Here is a 17,232-nt window from a genome sequence, read left to right on the forward strand (position 1 = left end):
CCCCATGCGCGCCCTTGGTCTAGCTCTCGCCGCGACCTTGCTCGCCGGACCGGTCTGGGCCCAGGCCGGCGCCGCCACCGGCCAGTTCAAGGGCGACGCCGGGAGCTTCGCGCTCACCCACGCCGTGGCCCTCAGCCAGGACAACCTCGAAGGCCTGCTCGACAAGGGCCCGCAGATTCGCCTGGTGCTGAGCCAGGAGGACGTGCCGGCCGAGGCGCTCTACGGCGTCGCCTTCCCGCCGGTGACCACGCTCGCGCGCAAGCAGGCGGCGCACGGGATCATGCTCGAGTTCGCGCCCAAGGCCCCGACCGAGATGCACATGGTGATCCTGGCCAGGCCCGCCGATCCGCGCGCCTCGCTGACCAACTCTTCGATCTCCAACTCACAGGGCCTGTTCAAGCGGCTGGAGGTCACCGCCACCCGCGTCTCCGGCCAGTACGAGGGCGAGGGGATGAGCTTCACCTTCGACGCGCCGCTGGCGGTCGACGCGGTGCAGGCCGACCTCAAAGGGCCGGCCGCGGTGGCCAGCGAGCCGGTGAAGGTGCTGCTGGCCCGCGCCGACGCCATCGCCCGCGGCGACCTGGCCGCCGCGCTCGCGGTCTCGGCCGAAAGCTCGAGCCTGCGGTCCCTCCCGCCGGAGCAGTTCAAGCAGGCCGCGGCCATGGGCCGCGAGATGGTCAAGGAGCTGAAGGCGACCAGGCGGGTGGTGATCCGCCAACACACCGCCGTGGTCCTGGGGTCCGACGGCGGCTTCTCCAACCTGGTGCGCGACGGCGCAGCCTGGAAGGTCGCCGACTAGGCTGCGGCCGCGGCGTGGGCGGCGGCGATCAGGTCCAGCGACCGGATGCGGGCGTCAAGCGACGGACCGGTCGCCATGACGAAGACCTCGTCGGCCTGGGCGGCCCTGGCCTTGTCCGCCAGCCGCGCCTGGACCGTGGCGGCGTCGGCGGCGATGGTCCGGGCCTCGACCAGGGCGCGGACCGGCGTGCCTTGGTGTTCGGCGAGGAAGGTCTCGGCGGCGTCGAGGTCGCGGAAGCGGCGGCGGCGGCCGGACAGCATGGAGACGTTGGCCGCGCGCCGCAGGGCGTCCTGCGCCCAGGCCTGCTCGGCGGTCGCCGCCGCGTAGGCGATCAGCGCGATCCCGGCCCATGGCTCGGCGCGGAACAGCGAGGGCTGGAAGGCCGCGCGATAGGCGGCCACCGCCGCGTCGCCGTCGGTGCGCGCGATGAACTCGGCGAACACCATGCCCACGCCCATCTGGCCGGCGAAGGCGGCGCTCTCCTCAGAGGTGCAAAGGATGAACACGTCCGGGTGCGAGGGGCCGGAGGGGCTGGCGTGGATGTCGTGCAGCGGGCTGTCGTCGCCGATCGGCGCCTTGCCCGAGGCGTCCAGCAGCCAGGTGGAGAGCAGGTGGAAGTACTGCGGGAAGGCCTCCGATCCCACCGAGCGCAGGGCGCCGCCGGTGCGCGCGTCGGTCCCCAGCGCCCGGCCCAGGCCCAGGTCGATGCGGCCGGGCGCCAGCGCCTCCAGCTCCATGAACACCTCGGCCACCTTCAGCGGCGAATGGTTGACCAGCATCACTCCGCCGGAGCCCAGGCGGAGCGTCGAGGTCGCCTGGGTCAGGGCCGCGATCAGGATCTCCGGAGCCGGCGAACCCAGGCCCGCGATGTTGTGGTGCTCGGCCAGCCACAGGCGATGATAGCCGGCCCGCTCGGCGGCCCTGGCCACCTCGATCGTCTCGCGCACCGCCTGCGCCTGGGTGGCCTCGCCGGTGACGGGACTGAGATCAAGAACTGAAAGGATCATAGTTTCTGGTCGTCATGGCCGGGCCTGTCCCGGCCATCCATGGACACCGGTGTTGAGATCACCTGAGGACTTGGCGTGTATGGGTCCCCGGGACAAGTCCGGGGATGACGGCGCATGAACTTGGCTCAGTCCAGATAGGTCCAGCTGTCGGCCCCGTCGAAGCGGCGGACGCGGACCTTGTCCCAGTCCAGCCCGTCCATCAGCCGCGCGTTGACCCCCATCCGCTCCTGGGCGCCGTCCAGGCTCTGCCAGTGGGTGGTGACCCCGCAGGCCTTGCAGCGGTGGAAGGCCAGCATCCGGTCGCCCCAGACATAGGGTTGGGTGGCGCCGGCCTTGGGCAGGGTCACCTCGGCCGGCGAGTAGTAGGCCCAGCGCGCGGCCAGCTTGCGGCAGATGGAGCAGTTGCACTCCGTCACCGTCTCCGGCGCGCGGGGCGCCGTCAGGCGCACGGCGCCGCAATGGCAGGCGGCCTCGATCATGAATCTCTCCGGCGTCTCCCTAGGGCGCCATGTGGGCGACCATGGGGCCCCCGGCAAGGTCGTCTGTCCAGAGACAGTTGCGGCCGACCCCTCGCCGTTCAGGGCGCGCGCAGGGTGACCGCGTCCAGCTTGGCCAGGCGCGCGACCGCCTCGATGGTCGGCGTGAGGTCGACCCCGCTCTTCGCGGAAAGGTCGGCCACGCTGAGCGGCCCGTCGGCCAGGCAGCGCTGGAAGGCCTCGAACACCTGCGGCACCACCCAAAGATGCCGCAGCGTCTCCTGCTCGATCAAGGCGCGGTAGGCCTCGCTCGAGGCGACCGAGCCCAGCCCCACGACGGTCCGCGGCCCCACATGGCGGGTCGGGAAGCTTTCAAAGGCGTCGAACGGGCCCAGGTGGTCGGGGCTGCGCCGCGGGGCGGCCGCCAGCCAGGCCGCGGTCTTCGGGTCGGCCTGGGCGCGCCGCCGGATGGCGTCGAGCTCGGTCCAGAGTTCGCGGTACTGCGCGTAGACCACCGCCCAGTCATAGGCCTCGCGCGCCCGGGCCTGGCCCGCCGCCCCCATCCGCCGGCGCAGATCGGCATCGACGATCAGCGCGTCCAGCCGCTCGGCGAGCACGGGAATGTCCACCGCCACCGCACTGCTCGCCCGCGCCAGATACATGCCATAGGCGATCTCGCCGGTCTGGAAGTCGCGCGACAGCCGCTCGCCGCCGCCCGGCTCCGGCGCCCAGGTGGGGACCCGGAAGCCGTCGATCCCGTCGCGGACGGTGTCCTTGTAGCCGTTCCAGTCGCTGACCAGGGCCGGCAGGCCCGCCGCCATCGCCTCGATCGGGGTCAGGCCGAAGGTCTCCTGGATGTTGTCCGACAGCGACATGAAGATGTCGGCCGCCGCCCAAGTCTGCCGGTAGCGGCCGGCATCGGCGCCATCGACGAAGATCGTGCGCACGTCGGGACAGAGCTCGGCGGCGGCGCGCCGGAACATCTCGAGCGTGCCCTGCGTCTCGGCCTGGCCGGCGATGATCAGGGCCAGCTTGCGCCCGGTCCCGCCCGCGCCCAGCCGCTGCGCCGCCGCCTGCAGGCCGGTCATCATCGGAAGGGGATGGGCCTTGGCGTTCATCGAGATCCGCCCCGACGAGAGCGCCGCCACGGTGTCGTCGTCCAACCCCAGCTCCGCGCGCGCCGCGGCCTGGTCGGCCTTGCTGAAGGCGTAGTCCTCGCAATGCACGCCCAACGGGATGATCGGCAGCATCGGCCGCGGCAGGGCGGCGGTGGGCTCGCCGGTCCGCCAGCGATGCTGCGCCTCAGCTTCATCGAACACTCGGGTCAGCACCGCGCGGGCGACCTTCGAGGTGCAGATCAGCGCGTCCCAGGCCATAAGCGGCTCGAACGGCAGGCGCGCGAACACGTCCATCACCCGGTCGGAGGCCAGGGTGTGGGTGAGGCCGCACAGGCTGTAGGCGGCGGGGCCCATGCGCAGTCGCCAGCGCGCGTCATCGGTCAGGACCACGTCGGGGCGGAAGTAGACATCGGCCTGCGCCAGCTGATCGAGGTTGCGCGCGGCGAGGATCTCGTAGCGGACGCCGGCTCCGGCGGTCTCCATATGCGCCTGGAAGGCCTTGGCCGCGCTCTGGGTCATGACGCTGACCGCGACCGGCGTCTCGCCCGCGCCCTTGATCGCCGCGCGCAGGAACCCGGCCCCGGCGGACTGGCGGCCCATCAGCTTCGGGCCGGTCAGCGAGTAGCCGTCGGGATCGAAGAAGAAGACCGTCTTCACGGACGCGGGCCGGTCTTCTTCAGCACCGAGGAGAAGCTCATCATCGGCTCGCCGCCGTGGCTGGCGTTGGCGATGATTCCGCGCACGAAGACCATGGAGCGGCCGGCCTTCACCACCTCGCCCACGCACTCGACGATGTCGCCGACGCCGGCGGAGCCCACGAACTCGCCGTTGAAGGTGGCGGTCACGCTGGCCGAGCCGTCGATGGCGTCGCGGGCGATCCAGAACAGGCAGAAGTCGGCGAAGGTCATCACGCAGCCGCCGTGCATGAACATCCCGCCGTTCATGTGTTTGCGCTCGGCCTTGAAGGCGCTGATGCGCCGGCCCTGCTCGTCTACCCGGCAATAGAACGGCCCGGCCAGGTCCTCGAACGGGTCACCGCCCGGATAGAAGTTCCAGCCGGCCCACTCGCCCTCGGTGATGAGCTTGATCTTCGAGGCGTAGTTGTTGTCGCCGCTCGCGCCGTCCACCGGTCCGCACCCTCGTTGCCTTCGCCAGGGCTAAAGCATGGGGGCGGCTTTCAGGAAAGGTCCCGCGGCCCTCATGCGATCTGGCTTGGACGCCGCCGAGCCCGTCGCGCTATAGGTCCGTCGTTTTCAACGGCCCCATTGCGAACGGAACCCCATGAAGCGCGCCGCCATCGTCTCCCCCATCCGCACCGGCGTCGGCAAGTACCTCGGCGCGCTCAGCGACATGACCGCCGGCGAGCTTGGCGCCGTGGTGATCAAGGACCTGGTCGCGCGCACCGGGGTCGATCCGGAGAAGATCGACGACGTGATCTTCGCCCAGGGCTACGCCTCGGGCGAGGCGCCCTGCATCGCGCGGTATTCTGCGCTGGCGGCGGGCCTGCCGATCGAAATCCCCGGCTACCAGCTCGACCGCCGCTGCGGCTCTGGCCTGCAGGCGGTGGTGGACGCAGCGATGATGGTCCAGACCGGCGTGGCCGACGTGGTGATCGCCGGCGGCGTCGAGAGCATGAGTAACGCCGAGTACTACACCACCGACATGCGCAAGGGCGCGCGGGCCGGTTCGGTGACCATGCACGACCGCCTGGCGCGCGGGCGGGTGATGAGCCAGCCGATCGAGCGCTTTGGCGTCATCAGCGGCATGATCGAGACCGCCGACAACCTGGCGCGCGACTACCAGATCAGCCGCGAAGCGTCGGACGAATACGCCGCCATGAGCCATCAGCGCGCGGCGGCGGCCTGGGCGGCCGGCAAGTTCGACGACGAGATCGTCCCGGTCTCGGTGAAGCAGAAGAAGGGTGATCCGATCGTCTTTGCGCAGGACGAGGGCGTGCGCGCCGACGCCACCACCGAGAGCCTCGGCAAGCTGCGCCCCATCGAGAAGGACGGCGTGGTCACCGCCGGCAACGCCAGCCAGCAGAATGACGCCGCCGCCGCCTGCCTGGTGGTCGCCGAGGACAAGCTGGAAGAACTGGGCCTGGAGCCGATGGGCTATTTCGTGAGCTGGGCGGCGGCCGGCTGCGATCCCTCGCGCATGGGCATCGGCCCTGTCCCGGCGGTGAAGCGGCTATTCGAGCGCACCGGCCTCTCCTGGGACGACATCGACCTCGTGGAGCTGAACGAAGCCTTCGCGCCGCAGGTGCTGGCGGTGCTGAAGGGCTGGGGCTGGGATGAGCGCGACCGGCTCAACGTCAACGGCTCGGGCATCAGCCTCGGCCACCCGATCGGCGCCACCGGCGGCCGCATCCTGGCCAACCTGCTGCGCGAACTGAAGCGCCGAGACGGCAAGTACGGCCTGGAGACCATGTGCATCGGCGGCGGCCAGGGCATCGCCGCGATCTTCGAGCGCGCCTGAGTTCAAGGGGAAACGACCATGGCGCTCGACACCGAAACCCGCGATCAGCTGATCGATACGGTCGCCCGCTTCGTCGCCGAGCGGCTGCGCCCGCTCGAGGCCAAGGTGGCGGAAGACGACGCCATGCCCCCCGAGCTGATCGAGGAGATGAAGGCCCTGGGGCTCTTCGGCCTGTCGATCCCGGAGGAATACGGCGGCCTGGACCTTTCCATGGAAGACGAGTGCCTGGTGGCCATCGAGCTCGGCCGCACCAGCCCGGCCTTCCGCTCGGCCTTCGGCACCAATGTCGGCATCGGCAGCCAGGGGCTGGTGATGTTCGGCGCCGACGAGCAGAAGGAAAAGTACCTGCCGGGCATCGCCACCGGCGAGATCGTCACCTCCTTTGCGCTCACCGAGCCCGAGGCCGGGTCCGACAGCGCCAACGTCCAGACGCGGGCGATCAAGGACGGCGACCACTACGTCCTGAACGGCGCCAAGCGCTTCATCACCAACGCCAACAAGGCCCACCTCTTCACGGTCATGGCCCGCACCGATCCGGACAAGCCGGGCGCCGGCGGCGTCTCGGCCTTCCTGGTGGAGCGCGACCTCCCGGGCCTGTCTGTGGGCAAGCCTGAGAAGAAGATGGGCCAGCAGGGCGCCCACATCTGCGACGTGATCTTCGACAATGTTCGCGTGCCGGCGGCGAACCGCCTGGGCCGGGAAGGCGAGGGCTTCAAGGTCGCCATGCAGGTGCTGGACCGCGGGCGGCTGCACATCTCGGCGGTCTGCATCGGCGTCGCCGAGCGGCTGATCAAGGACTGCGTGGCCTACATGACCGAGCGCAAGCAGTTCGGTCAGGCGCTCAGTAACTTCCAGCTGCTGCAAGGGATGATCGCCGACTCCAAGACCGAGGCGCTGGCCGCCAAGGCGCTGACCATGGAGACCGCCCGCAAGCGCGACGCCGGCCAGAGCGTCACCATGGAGGCGGCGGCCGCCAAGTACTTCGCCTCCGAGATGGTCGGCCGCGTCGCCGACCGCGCGGTGCAGATCTTCGGCGGCGCCGGCTACGTCGCCGACCACGGCATCGAGCGCCTCTACCGCGACGTGCGGATCTTCCGCATCTACGAGGGCACCAGCCAGATCCAGCAGGTGGTCATCGCCCGCGAGACCCTGAAGCGCGGCGGCTGATGAGCGAGGCCATCGAGACCGCCATCTTCGACCTGCTGGCCAAGGTCGTGCCGGGCAAGTCGGTGTCGCCGGAAGATGTCGCCCGCGCCGCCGATCCGGAGGGCTGGCGGCGCAGTCTCGGCCACGTCCGCGCCGTCGCCCGTGGCCTGGCGCGCCAGGGCAAGCTCACGATCCTACGCCACAACAAGCCGGCCGATCCGGACGACTTCAAAGGCGTCTGGCGGATGCGCCTGCCGGACGCTGAACAGAAGGAAGATGCGCCATGATCATCTATGGGAATTCGCTGAGCCCCTTCGTCCGCAAGACGCTCGTCTTCGCCACGGAGAAGGGCGTCGACTTCGAGCTGAAGTCCCAGATGGATCCCGAGTTCAGGGAGGTCAGCCCGTTCGGCAAGATGCCGGGCTTCCGCGACGGCGATTTCACGATCTCGGACTCCACGGCGATCATCACCTACCTGGAAGCGGTCCATCCCGAACCGAACCTGATCCCGACCGAGGCGAAGGCCCGCGCGCGGGCCATCTGGTACGAGGAATTCGGCGACACGATCGTGGCGGCCTGTGGCGGGAAGATTTTCTTCAACCGCGTCGTCTCGCCGAAGTTTTTCGGCCGGCCCGGCGACCTGGCTGTCGCCGATGAGGCCCAGAAGACCGAGTTCCCAAAGTTGATGGACTATCTGGAGAGCGTCGCGCCCGCCTCCGGCTTCCTGGTCGAGAACCGCTTCACCCTGGCCGACATCGCGGTGGCGAGCCCGCTGGCCACGCTCGCGCACGGCGACTGCCACATGGACGCCAAGGCGCACCCGAAGGCGCACGCCTATATCAGCCGGATCTGGGAACGCCCCGCCTTCGCCAAGCTGATCGCCCAGGAGAAGGGGATGCTCGCGGCCTAACGCCCGCCGCCCATAGCCGCGAGGCCGCGGCCATCACGGTCGGGGCGGCGACGGCGAGGGAGGCGCGACGTGAAGTCGCCTCGAATCCGCCGAAACGGTCTGGCAGATCGTCCCACGACATGATTCTCCGCACGCTCGCCGTTCTCTTCGCCGCCCTGAGCCTCGGGGCCTGCACGCCGCTCATGGTCCAACAGGCCGGCCGCCCGCCGCTGGGCTTTTCCGGCCCCCGGATCGAGGCCAGCGACATCATCAGCTTCGACGGCGCCAGGCTCGGGCTGTCGGAGTGGGACGCCACCAGCGGCGAGCCCTGGGCGGTCATCGTCGGCGTGCACGGCATGAACGACTACGCCAACGCCTTCCACATGGCCGCGCCCTGGTGGGCGAGCCAGGGGATCACCACCATCGCCTACGACCAGCGCGGCTTCGGCCGCTCGCCCGGGCGCGGCATCTGGGCCGGCGACGACCTCATGGTCGAGGACCTGCGCACCGTGGCCGCCCTGGCGCGCGCCAAGTATCCGCATGCGATCATCGCTGTGGCCGGCGAGAGCCTGGGCGGCGCCGTGGCCGCGGAGGCCTTTGCCTCGGACCGCCCGCCCAGCGCCGATCGCCTGGTGCTGATGTCGCCGGCGGTCTGGGGCTGGCGCTCGCAGCCCCTGCCCAACAAGACGCTCCTGTGGTTCGCGGCCAATTTCACCGGGCCGAAGGTCTATGAGCCGCCGAGCTGGCTCACCGCCCACGTCACGCCCTCCGACAACCGCGAAGAGCTGATCGCCATGGGCAAGGACCCGCTGATGATCTGGGGCGCGCGCTCCGACACCCTCTATGGCCTGGTCACCACCATGGACAAGGCGGCCGGCGACGTGGGCAAGGCCAGCCTGCCGACGCTCTACCTCTACGGCGCCCACGACCAGATCATCCCGAAGAACGCCGCCTTCAAGGCAGCCTCCCAGCTCAAGCCCACCGACCGCTCGGCCTACTACGCCCACGGCTATCACCTGATGATGCGCGACCACGAAGGGCCCATGGTCTGGAAGGATATCGCGGCCTTCATCAAGGACCCGCACGGCCCCTTGCCCTCGGGCGCGCCGAAGATCCCCAGCGCCCCAACCACGACGAACGGTCGACTCCAGGCGGCGGCCGGATCGCCTTCGGGCCAATCGCTCAACTAGGGTTGTCCCGTTAACCGGCGAGGGGTAGAGCCTTCCCCCGCAAATCCTTCCCCAACTCCGACGATGTAGGCGGCATGACCTTGTTCGATTCCCCCGCTTTCGAGGGCCACGAAGGCGTCCATTCGTTCTTTGACGAAAAAACCGGCCTGAAATGCATCATCGCGGTGCATTCCACGGCCCGCGGCCCCGCCGCCGGCGGCTGCCGCATGTGGCCCTTCGTGAGCGCCGAGGCGGCGCTGGAGGATGCGCTCCGGCTCTCGCGGGCCATGTCCTACAAGAACGCCATGGCCGACCTGGAGCTGGGCGGCGGCAAGGCGGTCATCATCGGCGACAGCCGCACCATGAAGACGCCGGCCCTGTTCGAGGCCTTCGGCCGCGCGGTCGAGGATGTGGGCGGCAAGTACTGGACCGCCGAGGACGTGGGCGTCTCGCCGGCCGACCTGATGCACGCGCGCAAGACCACCCGCTTCGTCGCCGGCCTGACCGGCCACGCGGCGGCTTCGGGCGATCCCAGCCCGGTCACCGCCGAGGGCGTGTTCCGCGGCGTGAAGCTGGGCGTCGAGCGGGCCCTCGGCCGCGACCTGGCCGGCGTCACCGTCGCCATCCAGGGCGTCGGCCACGTGGGCGCCTACCTGGCCGAGAAGCTGCACGCGGCCGGCGCGAAACTGATCGTCACCGATGTGAACCAGGAGGCCCTGGCCGAGGTCGCCGCCAGGACCGGCGCCAAGGTCGTCGCCCCCAACCAGATCTTCGACGCCGAGGCTGAGGTGTTCGCCCCCTGCGCGCTCGGCGGGGCGGTCAACGCCGACACCCTGCCGCGCCTGCGCTGCAAGGTGATCGCCGGCGGCGCCAACAACCAGCTCTCCGATCCGGAGATCGGCCGGGCCGTCTACGACCGCGGCATGCTCTACCTGCCGGACTACGTCATCAACGGCGGCGGCATCATCAACGTCGCCGGCGAGATCCGCGCCCTGGAGCGCGGCGAGGCCTTCGATCCCGCCTGGGTGGCCGGCAAGCTCGACACCCTGCTCGCGACCCTGGCCGAGGTGCTCGACCGCTCCAAGGCCGACCGCCGCCCGACCCACGAGGTCGCCGGCGAAATGGCCAAGGCCCGCATCAACCGCGCCGCGGAACAGAAGAAGGCGGCGGCCTAGTCGATGCGCCGGGCCGCCCTCGCCGCAGTGGGGGTCGCTCTGGTGGCGCGAGCCACTCTTGCCGGCGCCGCGACTCCTCCGGCTCCTTTCGATTGCCGCGCCGACGACGGGCGTTGTCCCGAACTGACGGTGGCCGGCGATCCGCCGGCTCAGGTCCCTGGCTACGGCCTGGCTCCGTTCCGCGGCTTCGGCGACCCCTCGTTGCGCACGGATCCCCGGACCGGGACGATCTGGCTCAGCTATTCCTACGTCTCCACCGAAGTCGGGCCAGGCTCCGTTCCGGGAAAGCCGATCCTGGACGCTGGCGTCAGCATCCGACTGGCGCGCAGCGATGATGGGGGGCGCAGCTTCCGGCTGGTCAGGCGGCTGTGGACTGCGGGGCCGGAACGCTACGAGGGACGTGAAGGCCTTTCGGGCCATGAGGTCTCGACGATCTCTCCGGCGCCGGGGGGCTGGGCGGCCCTGGCCCTGGCCTATTTCAATCCCCGCGGAAACGGCAACGACTTCGCACCCGACAGCTTCCATTTCGAGATGGCCGAGGCCGCAGAGCCCCAGCGCCTTGCGAGCGTCGGGACTTCTCGCTTGGGGGGTCCGTTCACGGGCCCGGACTGGCGGCCGTTCGTCGAGCTGTCACGGATCGCCGGCATCGACCAGGCCTGCCCGGTCTGGACCGAGCCCGCCCTGTTCCAAGACCACGGCATTCTGTACCTGCTGGCCCAATGCAAGACGCCGCGTGACCCAGCGCAGGGGTTCCTCGGCCTCTTCGCCCGGCGCGACGACGGCGCATGGCGATGGGTGGGCCGATTTGCGGGATCGCACGAGGCGCAAGCGCTCGGCGGAAATGAACTCACCCAGGCCGACCTGGCGCGAGGGCGCGACGGGCGGCTCCTCCTCATCGTCACGCCGAACATCGTGAGCAGTCGCGGCGAGCAACATCTTGGCTGCGCGCTGCTAGAGGTCTCTTCGCTGGACCCGCCGAGCCTCGCGCGCGACGCCTCGGGCGGCCCGGTTGTGCGCGCCCGGATCGTCTCGTCCGACAGCGCCCAGAACGGGCCCGGCGCCTGTGCCTACGATCCGCGCTCGGCGACAGGCGTTCTGATCGTGCGACGCGTCTTCAGCAGTGCGAAGGGCATCGTCTTCAGCCTGCACGCGACGGGGGTGCGTCCCTAGGTCGGTTGGGCTCGTCGCCGTCCGCCCGGACCAGCTGGGGTGTGGCTTAGGTGGCGACGCCAGCGGCGAAGTAGGCCCCGTCCGTGCGCCGCGCCACGGCCTGAGCCAAGTCCTTCAGCCGCCAGCGGTAGAGGACCACCGACAGGCCAATCCCGCTCGACCAGGCCGCCAGGTCGAATGCCGTGTGGGCCCAGGCCGCGGTCGGGACGTGGATCATCCGCCGATCAAGGCAGCGGCGCGGGCGCGGCGCAAGGCTCAGGCGACCGCCTCGGCGCCGCGATCGCGCCTAGAGCGCCGCCAGCCGGGCCGTCCGGGGTTCCTTCACCGCCGTGGTCAGCAACAGGATCGCCACGGCCAGGAAGCCCAGCGAAATGCCGAACACCCGGTCGAAGCCGATCAGGTCGGCGAGCTGGCCGCCGATCAGCGGGCCGAGCGTTGCGGTGATGGCCTCGGCGGTGGCGGAGACGGCGATGCGCATCGGCAGGTCGTCGCGGGCGCCGAACTCCAGGATCATGGTCTGGGCGGCCATGTTGTAGCCGGAGTTCGCCCCGCCCAGGCCGAAAAAGGCGATGAAGATCAGCGGAACAGCGGTGACGTTCATCAAGAGCACCGTCGCCGCCACCCAGGTGACCAGCGAGAACAGCATCACCAGCTTAAATCCGGTCTTGTCGCCCAGATAGCCCCAGACCAGGTTCGACAGGGTGTCGGCGCCCAGATAGGCGGTCGACAGCACGCCCAGCAGCTCGCCGGTCTGGACCGCGCCCTGCACGTGCAGTTTCTGGCCCACATAGATGATGTAGAACGGCGTCGCGACCCGCGCCGAGACCGACAGCATCTGCACCAGCAGGAAGCAGGTGTAGCCGCGGTCCTGGCGGATCAGCTTGGGGAAGTCGCGCAGCCGTTCGCGGAACGGCGCCTGGGTCCGCGTGGTCGGTGGCTCCGGCTCCTTGAGCAGGAGCTGGATGGCCCACAGGCCCATGCTGGTCAGCACGAAGGCGCAGACGAAGGTGGTCGAATAGCCGTTGCCGAACAGGTTGGCGCCGATGAAGTAGCGGCCCGCGAAATAGGCCAGGGTCGCGGCGATCGCCCCGCCGGTGGCGTTGCGCCAGGCCTGCAGGCGGCCGCGCCGGCTGATCGGGATCACCTTGGCGATCAGGAGACTGAACACCACCCGCTGGGTGCCCATGAACAGGCCGAACAGGAACATCAGGCCCAGCAGGGCGATGACCAGCGGCTGGCCTTTCAGCACCCAGCCGGCGATGGCCATCAGCAGCACCATGGTCCGCGCCAGCCCGCCCATCCAGATGGCCGCGGGCATCACCTTGGTGCGGTGCTCGATCTTGCTGGCGCCGAAGATCGGCGAGATCACCCCGCCCACCTGCTGCAGCGCCAGGCCCAGGCCGACGATGGCGTTGGAGCCGGAGACCATGTGCAGATAGGCCGGCAGGAAGGTCGGCGCATTGACCAGCCGGAAGCCGGTCATCCCCAGCATGCCGTGCAGGTAGTTGCCGAGGTAGTTCCGCTTCAGGTTGTCCCAGACGAACTTCTCGTAGGCGGCCTCGCGGGCGGCGAGGTCGGTCTCCTCGGAGACCCCTTCGGCGGGCTCAGGCTTGGCGTCCAAACAACCCACGCCGGCGGGAGGTCGGCCGCGACGGGCCGAGGCCGGCGCCCTTCACGAAAAGCGCGGAATTCAATGGCCCCGGTCTAACAGAGTCCGCTTGGCGCGTGAAAGGGTATAGGCGCCGCTGCCCACAATTCGCCGGCGGCGCGCGGCCCGCTCAGAGGCGGCGGTACTCGATGGTCGATCCGTCGTCGGCCTTGGCCTTGGCGGCCAACCAGGCGCCGGTCTCATCGTAGGTGTCGTCCATCTCCACCTCGCCGCGGATCGCCCAGCGGGTGGTTGTCTCGCGCGAGACCCGCACCTTCATCATCTTGCCGGTCTGCGGATTGAACATGGGGCCGTCGAAGATCCGCGGATTCCAGTGGGTCAGCGGGTTGACGTTGGCGGCCAGCACCGCCTTGCCGGTGGCGCAGTCGACGCGGACCGCGCCGTCGGTGCGCTCGGCCTCGACGCGCTCGGCCTTGCCGTTGGTGGTGGTGGCGGTCTCCAGGGTGGCGAACAGGCCGTCGCGGCGGGTCTCCACCGCGTGGTGATGGTACCTGAACACCGGCACCGGGCCGATCTTCACGGTCATGATCGCGTCGGTGGTCGCGGTCACCGCCGCGCCGTCGCCGGCGAAGGCGATGTGGTGCTCGCCGATGTGCGAATTGTTGCGGAACACCGCGAAGCTGAGGTTGCGGGGCGTCGCCGCCAGCGCCAGCCTTGGCGCGATCGGCAGGATGAGGCCGCCGGCCAGGATCAGGCGGCGGGAAAGCAACACTTCGGCGTTCGGCATACGCGGATCTCTCGTGGACGGCGGGCCTGGAGGTGGCTTTCCGAGGCGCGCGTTCGCGGGACGTCTGACTGACGACTATTACGGGCCATTGGCGGTTAGGGATGCGTTAGCGCCAGGGCGGAAACCGTCGCGTGGCGCCGTGTCGCGGGCCTTGGGCTCGGGCTCAGGATCGGGGGAAGCGAGGCCTCAGTGGCCCGGGCGCGGCTCGATGGCGCGGGCCGGGCGTTGCGGCTGGGCGGCCTTGCGGTCCGGCTTCTGCCCGTGCTGGGCGGCGGGGACCGACTTGGGGAAGCTGAAGTTCAGGTCGAGGCCGGGGCTCTGCTGCTGGAAGCCATGGGTCATGCGCATCTCCCGTGCTCTTCGACCCCCCGCCCGAACTCTGACTCCGAGGGTCCCGGAAGACGAGGGGGCGCGGGGCGCACGTCTGTGTGAACGCCCCGTGATCGCGGGGGTTCAGGCGGGCTGCGGCTGGCGGGGCGCGGCGGCGAGCTCCGGATAGAAACGGGTCATCATCCGGTCGTGGTAGGCGACCAGGTTCGGGTGCGCGATCAGGGCGTCGCGCACCGCGGTGTCGAAGAACGGCGTCGCCGCGGCGGCCAGGCAGCCGAACAGGCTGGCGTCCGCGGCGCCCAGGGTCTCGCCGGCCAGATAGGGCCCGTCGCCGATCAGGGTCGAGAGCGCGGCGAACGAACGCCCGGCCAGGTCCGCCACCTCGCCCGGCGCGTGCCGCCCGAAGCCCTGGCCGTGCAGCACCCGGCCCATGCCTTCGCGCGCGGCCTCGCGCACCGCGTCCGGCGCGCCCTGGAAGAAGATCGCCGGCCCCTTGTCGAAGTTCGCCGGGATCGCCCAGCGAGCGTGGACGATCGCCCAGTAGAGGTGGTCCTCCGCGGTCCGCTCGGCCGCCCAGCCCAGGGCGCGCTCACGGGGGCTGAGGCCCGCGTCCAGGTCCAGGCCGTACTTGCGCTCGATGTGGTCGCGGATCAGCACGCTGTCGCCGATCGTCTCGCCGTCGTCGACGATGAACGGCACCTTGCCCTTCGGGCCCTCGGGCGGACGCCGGCGTTCCTTGCGATAGGCCAGGCCCGCCATCTTCAACTGCACCTCGGTCTTGACGACGAAGGGGCTGGGGTCCGGCGTGCCCCACAGCGGGCCGAAGGCGGCGAGGACGATCATCGACGGGTCTCCTGAAGATCAGGCCCCATCCTGCCGCCCGCCTGCTGACAGCTTCCTGTCAGCAGGATGTCAGGAGGCGGACGGCGGTTCCGCGGCCGGATCCTTGCCGGCGAAGGCGTCGGCCAGGAAGGCCAGCATCCGGCGGCGCAGGTCGTCGCCATGCCACGGCTCGCGGCTGGGCTGTGCGCCGAAGCCGGCGCCCAGGCCGGCGTGGGTCTCGCGCGGGTAGGTCACCAGCACCACCGGCGCGCCCATTTCGCGCAGCGCCCGGCGCATCTCCTGCGACTGGCCCAGCGGGTCGGTGGGGTCCTCCTCGCCTTGCAGCAGCAGGAGCGGGGTCTTGGCGTGGGCCACGCGGGACAGCGCGCTCTGCCGCCAGGCGTCGGCGAAATGCAGCCAGGGCTGGCCGAAGTACCAGCGGTCGTACCAGGCCTCGTCCTCCGTGCCGTACTCGCTGAACTGGTCGATCACCGGGGCGCCGGAGACCAGGGCTTTGAAGCGGTCGGTGCGGCCCTCGACGAAGGCCGCCATCTCGCCGCCGTAGCTGTAGCCGATCAGCGCCATGCGGGCGGGGTCCACCGGGAACTTGGCGATCGCCATGTCGACGCCGCTCATGATGTCGGCGTAGTCGCCGCCGCCCAGGTCGTTCCTGTTGGCCGCCTCGAAGGCCGCGCCATAGCCCTCGCTGCCGCGCGGGTTGGTCTCCAGAACCGCCCAGCCCTGGGCGACCAGCAGGTTCACCAGGTTCGAATAGCGGTCCTGGAAGACGCCGGTCGGCCCGCCGTGGACCACCACCACCAACGGCGCCTTGGCCGAAGCGGACGCGCCCTTGGGCAGATAGACCAAGCCCTCGATCTGCAGCTTGCCGCTCTTCCAGGTCACCGTCTGGCTGGGCGTCATCGGCCAATCCGGCGGCGTGATGGCGGGGCCCGCAAGCTTCGTCGCGGGCTCGCCGAGATGCGCGACCGCGAACATCGCCGGAGGCTGGGTGGGGCCGGTCGCCACATAGGCCCAGGCGCTCTCGTCCGGATTGGTCGCCAGGCTCAGCACCACCGGCTGGGGCGTGTCGATGAAGCTCATGGCGCCGCTGGCCAGGTCGATCCGCGCGAGGCGGCTCTTAACGCCCACGGCGAGCGGCGTCACCACGCTGCGGCCGCCCTTCTCCACCACCAGGACGCCGCTGGCCAGCGAGCCCTTCAGGCCCTTGGTCAGGCCGCGCGCCGCACCGGCGGCGAAGTCGTAGGCATAGAGCTCGGCGCAGCCGGGCGGGGCGTCTTCCTCGCATTGGGCCAGCCACACCGCGCCCGTCGCCGTCCACAGTGGCTGGCGCACCGTCTTCGGCGCGGCGGTGACCTGGGTCGCGGTTCCGTCGGCGGCCCGCACCCGCCACAGCCGAGCGGCTGGGCCCAGGTCCTCGTCCGGCGGGGCTGTGACCACCAGCAGCGCCTTGCCGTCCGGGCTCCAGCGGGCGGACTGCACCTCGTCGGGCAGGTCAACCGCTCGCGCCTGGCCGCTCGCCGCGTCGACCAGGTAGAGCCGCACGGGCTTCTTGTCGTCGCGGCCGACCCGCACCGCATCGTCCTTCTTCTTCACCTCGGCGTCGCGCGCGGCGGTCTCGCCGTCGGCCGCGACCAGGGCGATGGCGTGGTCGTCGGGGGCGATGTCGTAGCTGCGCGCGGCGACCTCCACCGCGTCCTCGGCCTTCAGCGTCCAGCCGGCCTTCACCGGCCCGCTCGCCGGCCGCGCCACGGTCAGCGCCTGGGCCTCGCCGCCCGCCATGGGCAGGCGATAGAGCCGCTCGGCCTTGCCGCGCTTGGCCAGGAAGAACAGGCTCTTGCCGTCATGCGACCAGGCCGGCGCGCGCTCCCCCGGATCGGTCTCGCCGGTGGTGAAGGTCGCTTGCCGCGCGGCCTTCCCGTCGGCCGACAGCAGCCAGATGTGCGTCTGCCCGCCCTCGGCCGTCGAGGCCGCGATGAGCGCAGCCACCTGCCGCCCGTCCGGCGAGACCGCACCTCCGCGCACGTCGCGCACGTCGCGCACGCTGGCGTTCAGCGGCGGCTGCGCCGGCGCGGGCTTGGCGGTGGATGGCGTCGTCGCCGGATCGGCCGCCAGGGCCCCGCCCGCCGTCGGGCCCAAAATCGCCAACCCCAGGGCGGCCAGCGCCCCCGCGATCGTCCGTCCCATGCCGTCCCCCGAACTGCCGCCTTCCGGATCGCGCGCAGGGCCGGCGCCGTCA

Annotated in this window: 18 protein-coding genes; 8 read left to right on the forward strand and 10 right to left on the reverse strand. The window is 70.6% G+C overall.

All coding sequences use genetic code 11. The features are described 5' to 3' along the window. Positions 1-4: 4 nt before the first annotated feature. Complete coding sequence (locus VGL85_RS07475; RefSeq protein WP_331587622.1) at positions 5-799, forward strand: hypothetical protein; 795 nt, start codon at positions 5-7, stop codon at positions 797-799. Here the strand turns inward: VGL85_RS07475 and VGL85_RS07480 are convergent. The 4 genes from VGL85_RS07480 to VGL85_RS07495 form a co-directional block, all read right to left on the reverse strand. Beyond that, a complete protein-coding gene (locus VGL85_RS07480; RefSeq protein ID WP_331587624.1) occupies positions 796-1,806 on the reverse strand; it encodes an MsnO8 family LLM class oxidoreductase in 1,011 nt (336 codons plus the stop codon). The two genes, VGL85_RS07475 and VGL85_RS07480, sit on opposite strands and share 4 nt — an antisense overlap. A gap of 125 nt (positions 1,807-1,931) precedes the next feature. Continuing rightward, positions 1,932-2,285 (reverse strand): GFA family protein, encoded by a 354-nt coding sequence (locus tag VGL85_RS07485; protein WP_331587626.1) that lies wholly within the window; start codon positions 2,283-2,285, stop codon positions 1,932-1,934. Between the two features lie 98 nt (positions 2,286-2,383). Continuing rightward, the gene (locus tag VGL85_RS07490) at positions 2,384-4,057 is read right to left on the reverse strand and encodes a glycosyltransferase family 4 protein (RefSeq protein ID WP_331587628.1); all 1,674 of its coding nucleotides are present in this window, start codon (positions 4,055-4,057) and stop codon (positions 2,384-2,386) included. Continuing rightward, complete coding sequence (locus tag VGL85_RS07495) at positions 4,054-4,527, reverse strand: PaaI family thioesterase (protein ID WP_331587630.1); 474 nt, start codon at positions 4,525-4,527, stop codon at positions 4,054-4,056. Before VGL85_RS07495 ends, VGL85_RS07490 begins: the two co-directional genes overlap by 4 nt. Positions 4,528-4,681: 154 nt before the next feature. Between VGL85_RS07495 and VGL85_RS07500 the strand changes: the two genes are divergently transcribed. The 7 genes from VGL85_RS07500 to VGL85_RS07530 all read left to right on the forward strand — a co-directional run bounded on the left by VGL85_RS07500 (position 4,682) and on the right by VGL85_RS07530 (position 11,427). Continuing rightward, entirely contained in the window at positions 4,682-5,878 is a 1,197-nt protein-coding gene (locus VGL85_RS07500) for an acetyl-CoA C-acetyltransferase (RefSeq protein WP_331587632.1), read from the forward strand. A gap of 18 nt (positions 5,879-5,896) precedes the next feature. Next, on the forward strand, positions 5,897-7,045 hold the full coding sequence (locus VGL85_RS07505; RefSeq protein ID WP_331587634.1) for an acyl-CoA dehydrogenase family protein: 1,149 nt from the start codon (positions 5,897-5,899) through the stop codon (positions 7,043-7,045). Further along, positions 7,045-7,311 carry a DUF3253 domain-containing protein gene (locus tag VGL85_RS07510; RefSeq protein WP_331587636.1) on the forward strand — a complete coding sequence of 89 codons (267 nt, stop codon included), beginning with the start codon at positions 7,045-7,047 and terminating at the stop codon, positions 7,309-7,311. Before VGL85_RS07505 ends, VGL85_RS07510 begins: the two co-directional genes overlap by 1 nt. Continuing rightward, positions 7,308-7,934 (forward strand): glutathione S-transferase family protein, encoded by a 627-nt coding sequence (locus tag VGL85_RS07515; protein WP_331587638.1) that lies wholly within the window; start codon positions 7,308-7,310, stop codon positions 7,932-7,934. The genes VGL85_RS07510 and VGL85_RS07515 overlap by 4 nt, the downstream gene beginning before the upstream one ends. Before the next feature lie 119 nt (positions 7,935-8,053). Further along, positions 8,054-9,103: an alpha/beta fold hydrolase gene (locus VGL85_RS07520; RefSeq protein WP_331587640.1), complete on the forward strand. Its 1,050-nt coding sequence runs from the start codon at positions 8,054-8,056 to the stop codon at positions 9,101-9,103. 74 nt (positions 9,104-9,177) lie between these two features. Beyond that, on the forward strand, positions 9,178-10,257 hold the full coding sequence (locus tag VGL85_RS07525) for a Glu/Leu/Phe/Val dehydrogenase (protein ID WP_331587642.1): 1,080 nt from the start codon (positions 9,178-9,180) through the stop codon (positions 10,255-10,257). 3 nt (positions 10,258-10,260) lie between these two features. Continuing rightward, a complete protein-coding gene (locus tag VGL85_RS07530) occupies positions 10,261-11,427 on the forward strand; it encodes a sialidase family protein (protein WP_331587644.1) in 1,167 nt (388 codons plus the stop codon). Positions 11,428-11,473: 46 nt separating this feature from the next. Here the strand turns inward: VGL85_RS07530 and VGL85_RS07535 are convergent, their stop codons facing one another. The 6 genes from VGL85_RS07535 to VGL85_RS07560 all read right to left on the reverse strand — a co-directional run bounded on the left by VGL85_RS07535 (position 11,474) and on the right by VGL85_RS07560 (position 17,180). Further along, complete coding sequence (locus tag VGL85_RS07535) at positions 11,474-11,644, reverse strand: hypothetical protein (protein ID WP_331587646.1); 171 nt, start codon at positions 11,642-11,644, stop codon at positions 11,474-11,476. A 69-nt stretch (positions 11,645-11,713) separates the two neighbouring features. Continuing rightward, entirely contained in the window at positions 11,714-13,048 is a 1,335-nt protein-coding gene (locus tag VGL85_RS07540; RefSeq protein WP_331587648.1) for an MFS transporter, read from the reverse strand. Positions 13,049-13,205: 157 nt separating this feature from the next. Further along, the gene (locus tag VGL85_RS07545; RefSeq protein ID WP_331587650.1) at positions 13,206-13,823 is read right to left on the reverse strand and encodes a DUF6134 family protein; all 618 of its coding nucleotides are present in this window, start codon (positions 13,821-13,823) and stop codon (positions 13,206-13,208) included. Between the two features lie 186 nt (positions 13,824-14,009). Then, complete coding sequence (locus VGL85_RS07550; protein WP_331587652.1) at positions 14,010-14,171, reverse strand: hypothetical protein; 162 nt, start codon at positions 14,169-14,171, stop codon at positions 14,010-14,012. A 105-nt stretch (positions 14,172-14,276) separates the two neighbouring features. Continuing rightward, a complete protein-coding gene (locus tag VGL85_RS07555) occupies positions 14,277-14,996 on the reverse strand; it encodes a glutathione S-transferase family protein (RefSeq protein ID WP_331587654.1) in 720 nt (239 codons plus the stop codon). A 69-nt stretch (positions 14,997-15,065) separates the two neighbouring features. Then, the gene (locus VGL85_RS07560; RefSeq protein WP_331587656.1) at positions 15,066-17,180 is read right to left on the reverse strand and encodes a S9 family peptidase; all 2,115 of its coding nucleotides are present in this window, start codon (positions 17,178-17,180) and stop codon (positions 15,066-15,068) included. Positions 17,181-17,232 lie beyond the last annotated feature (52 nt).

Source organism: Phenylobacterium sp., assembly GCF_036501465.1.
Lineage (GTDB): Bacteria > Pseudomonadota > Alphaproteobacteria > Caulobacterales > Caulobacteraceae > Phenylobacterium.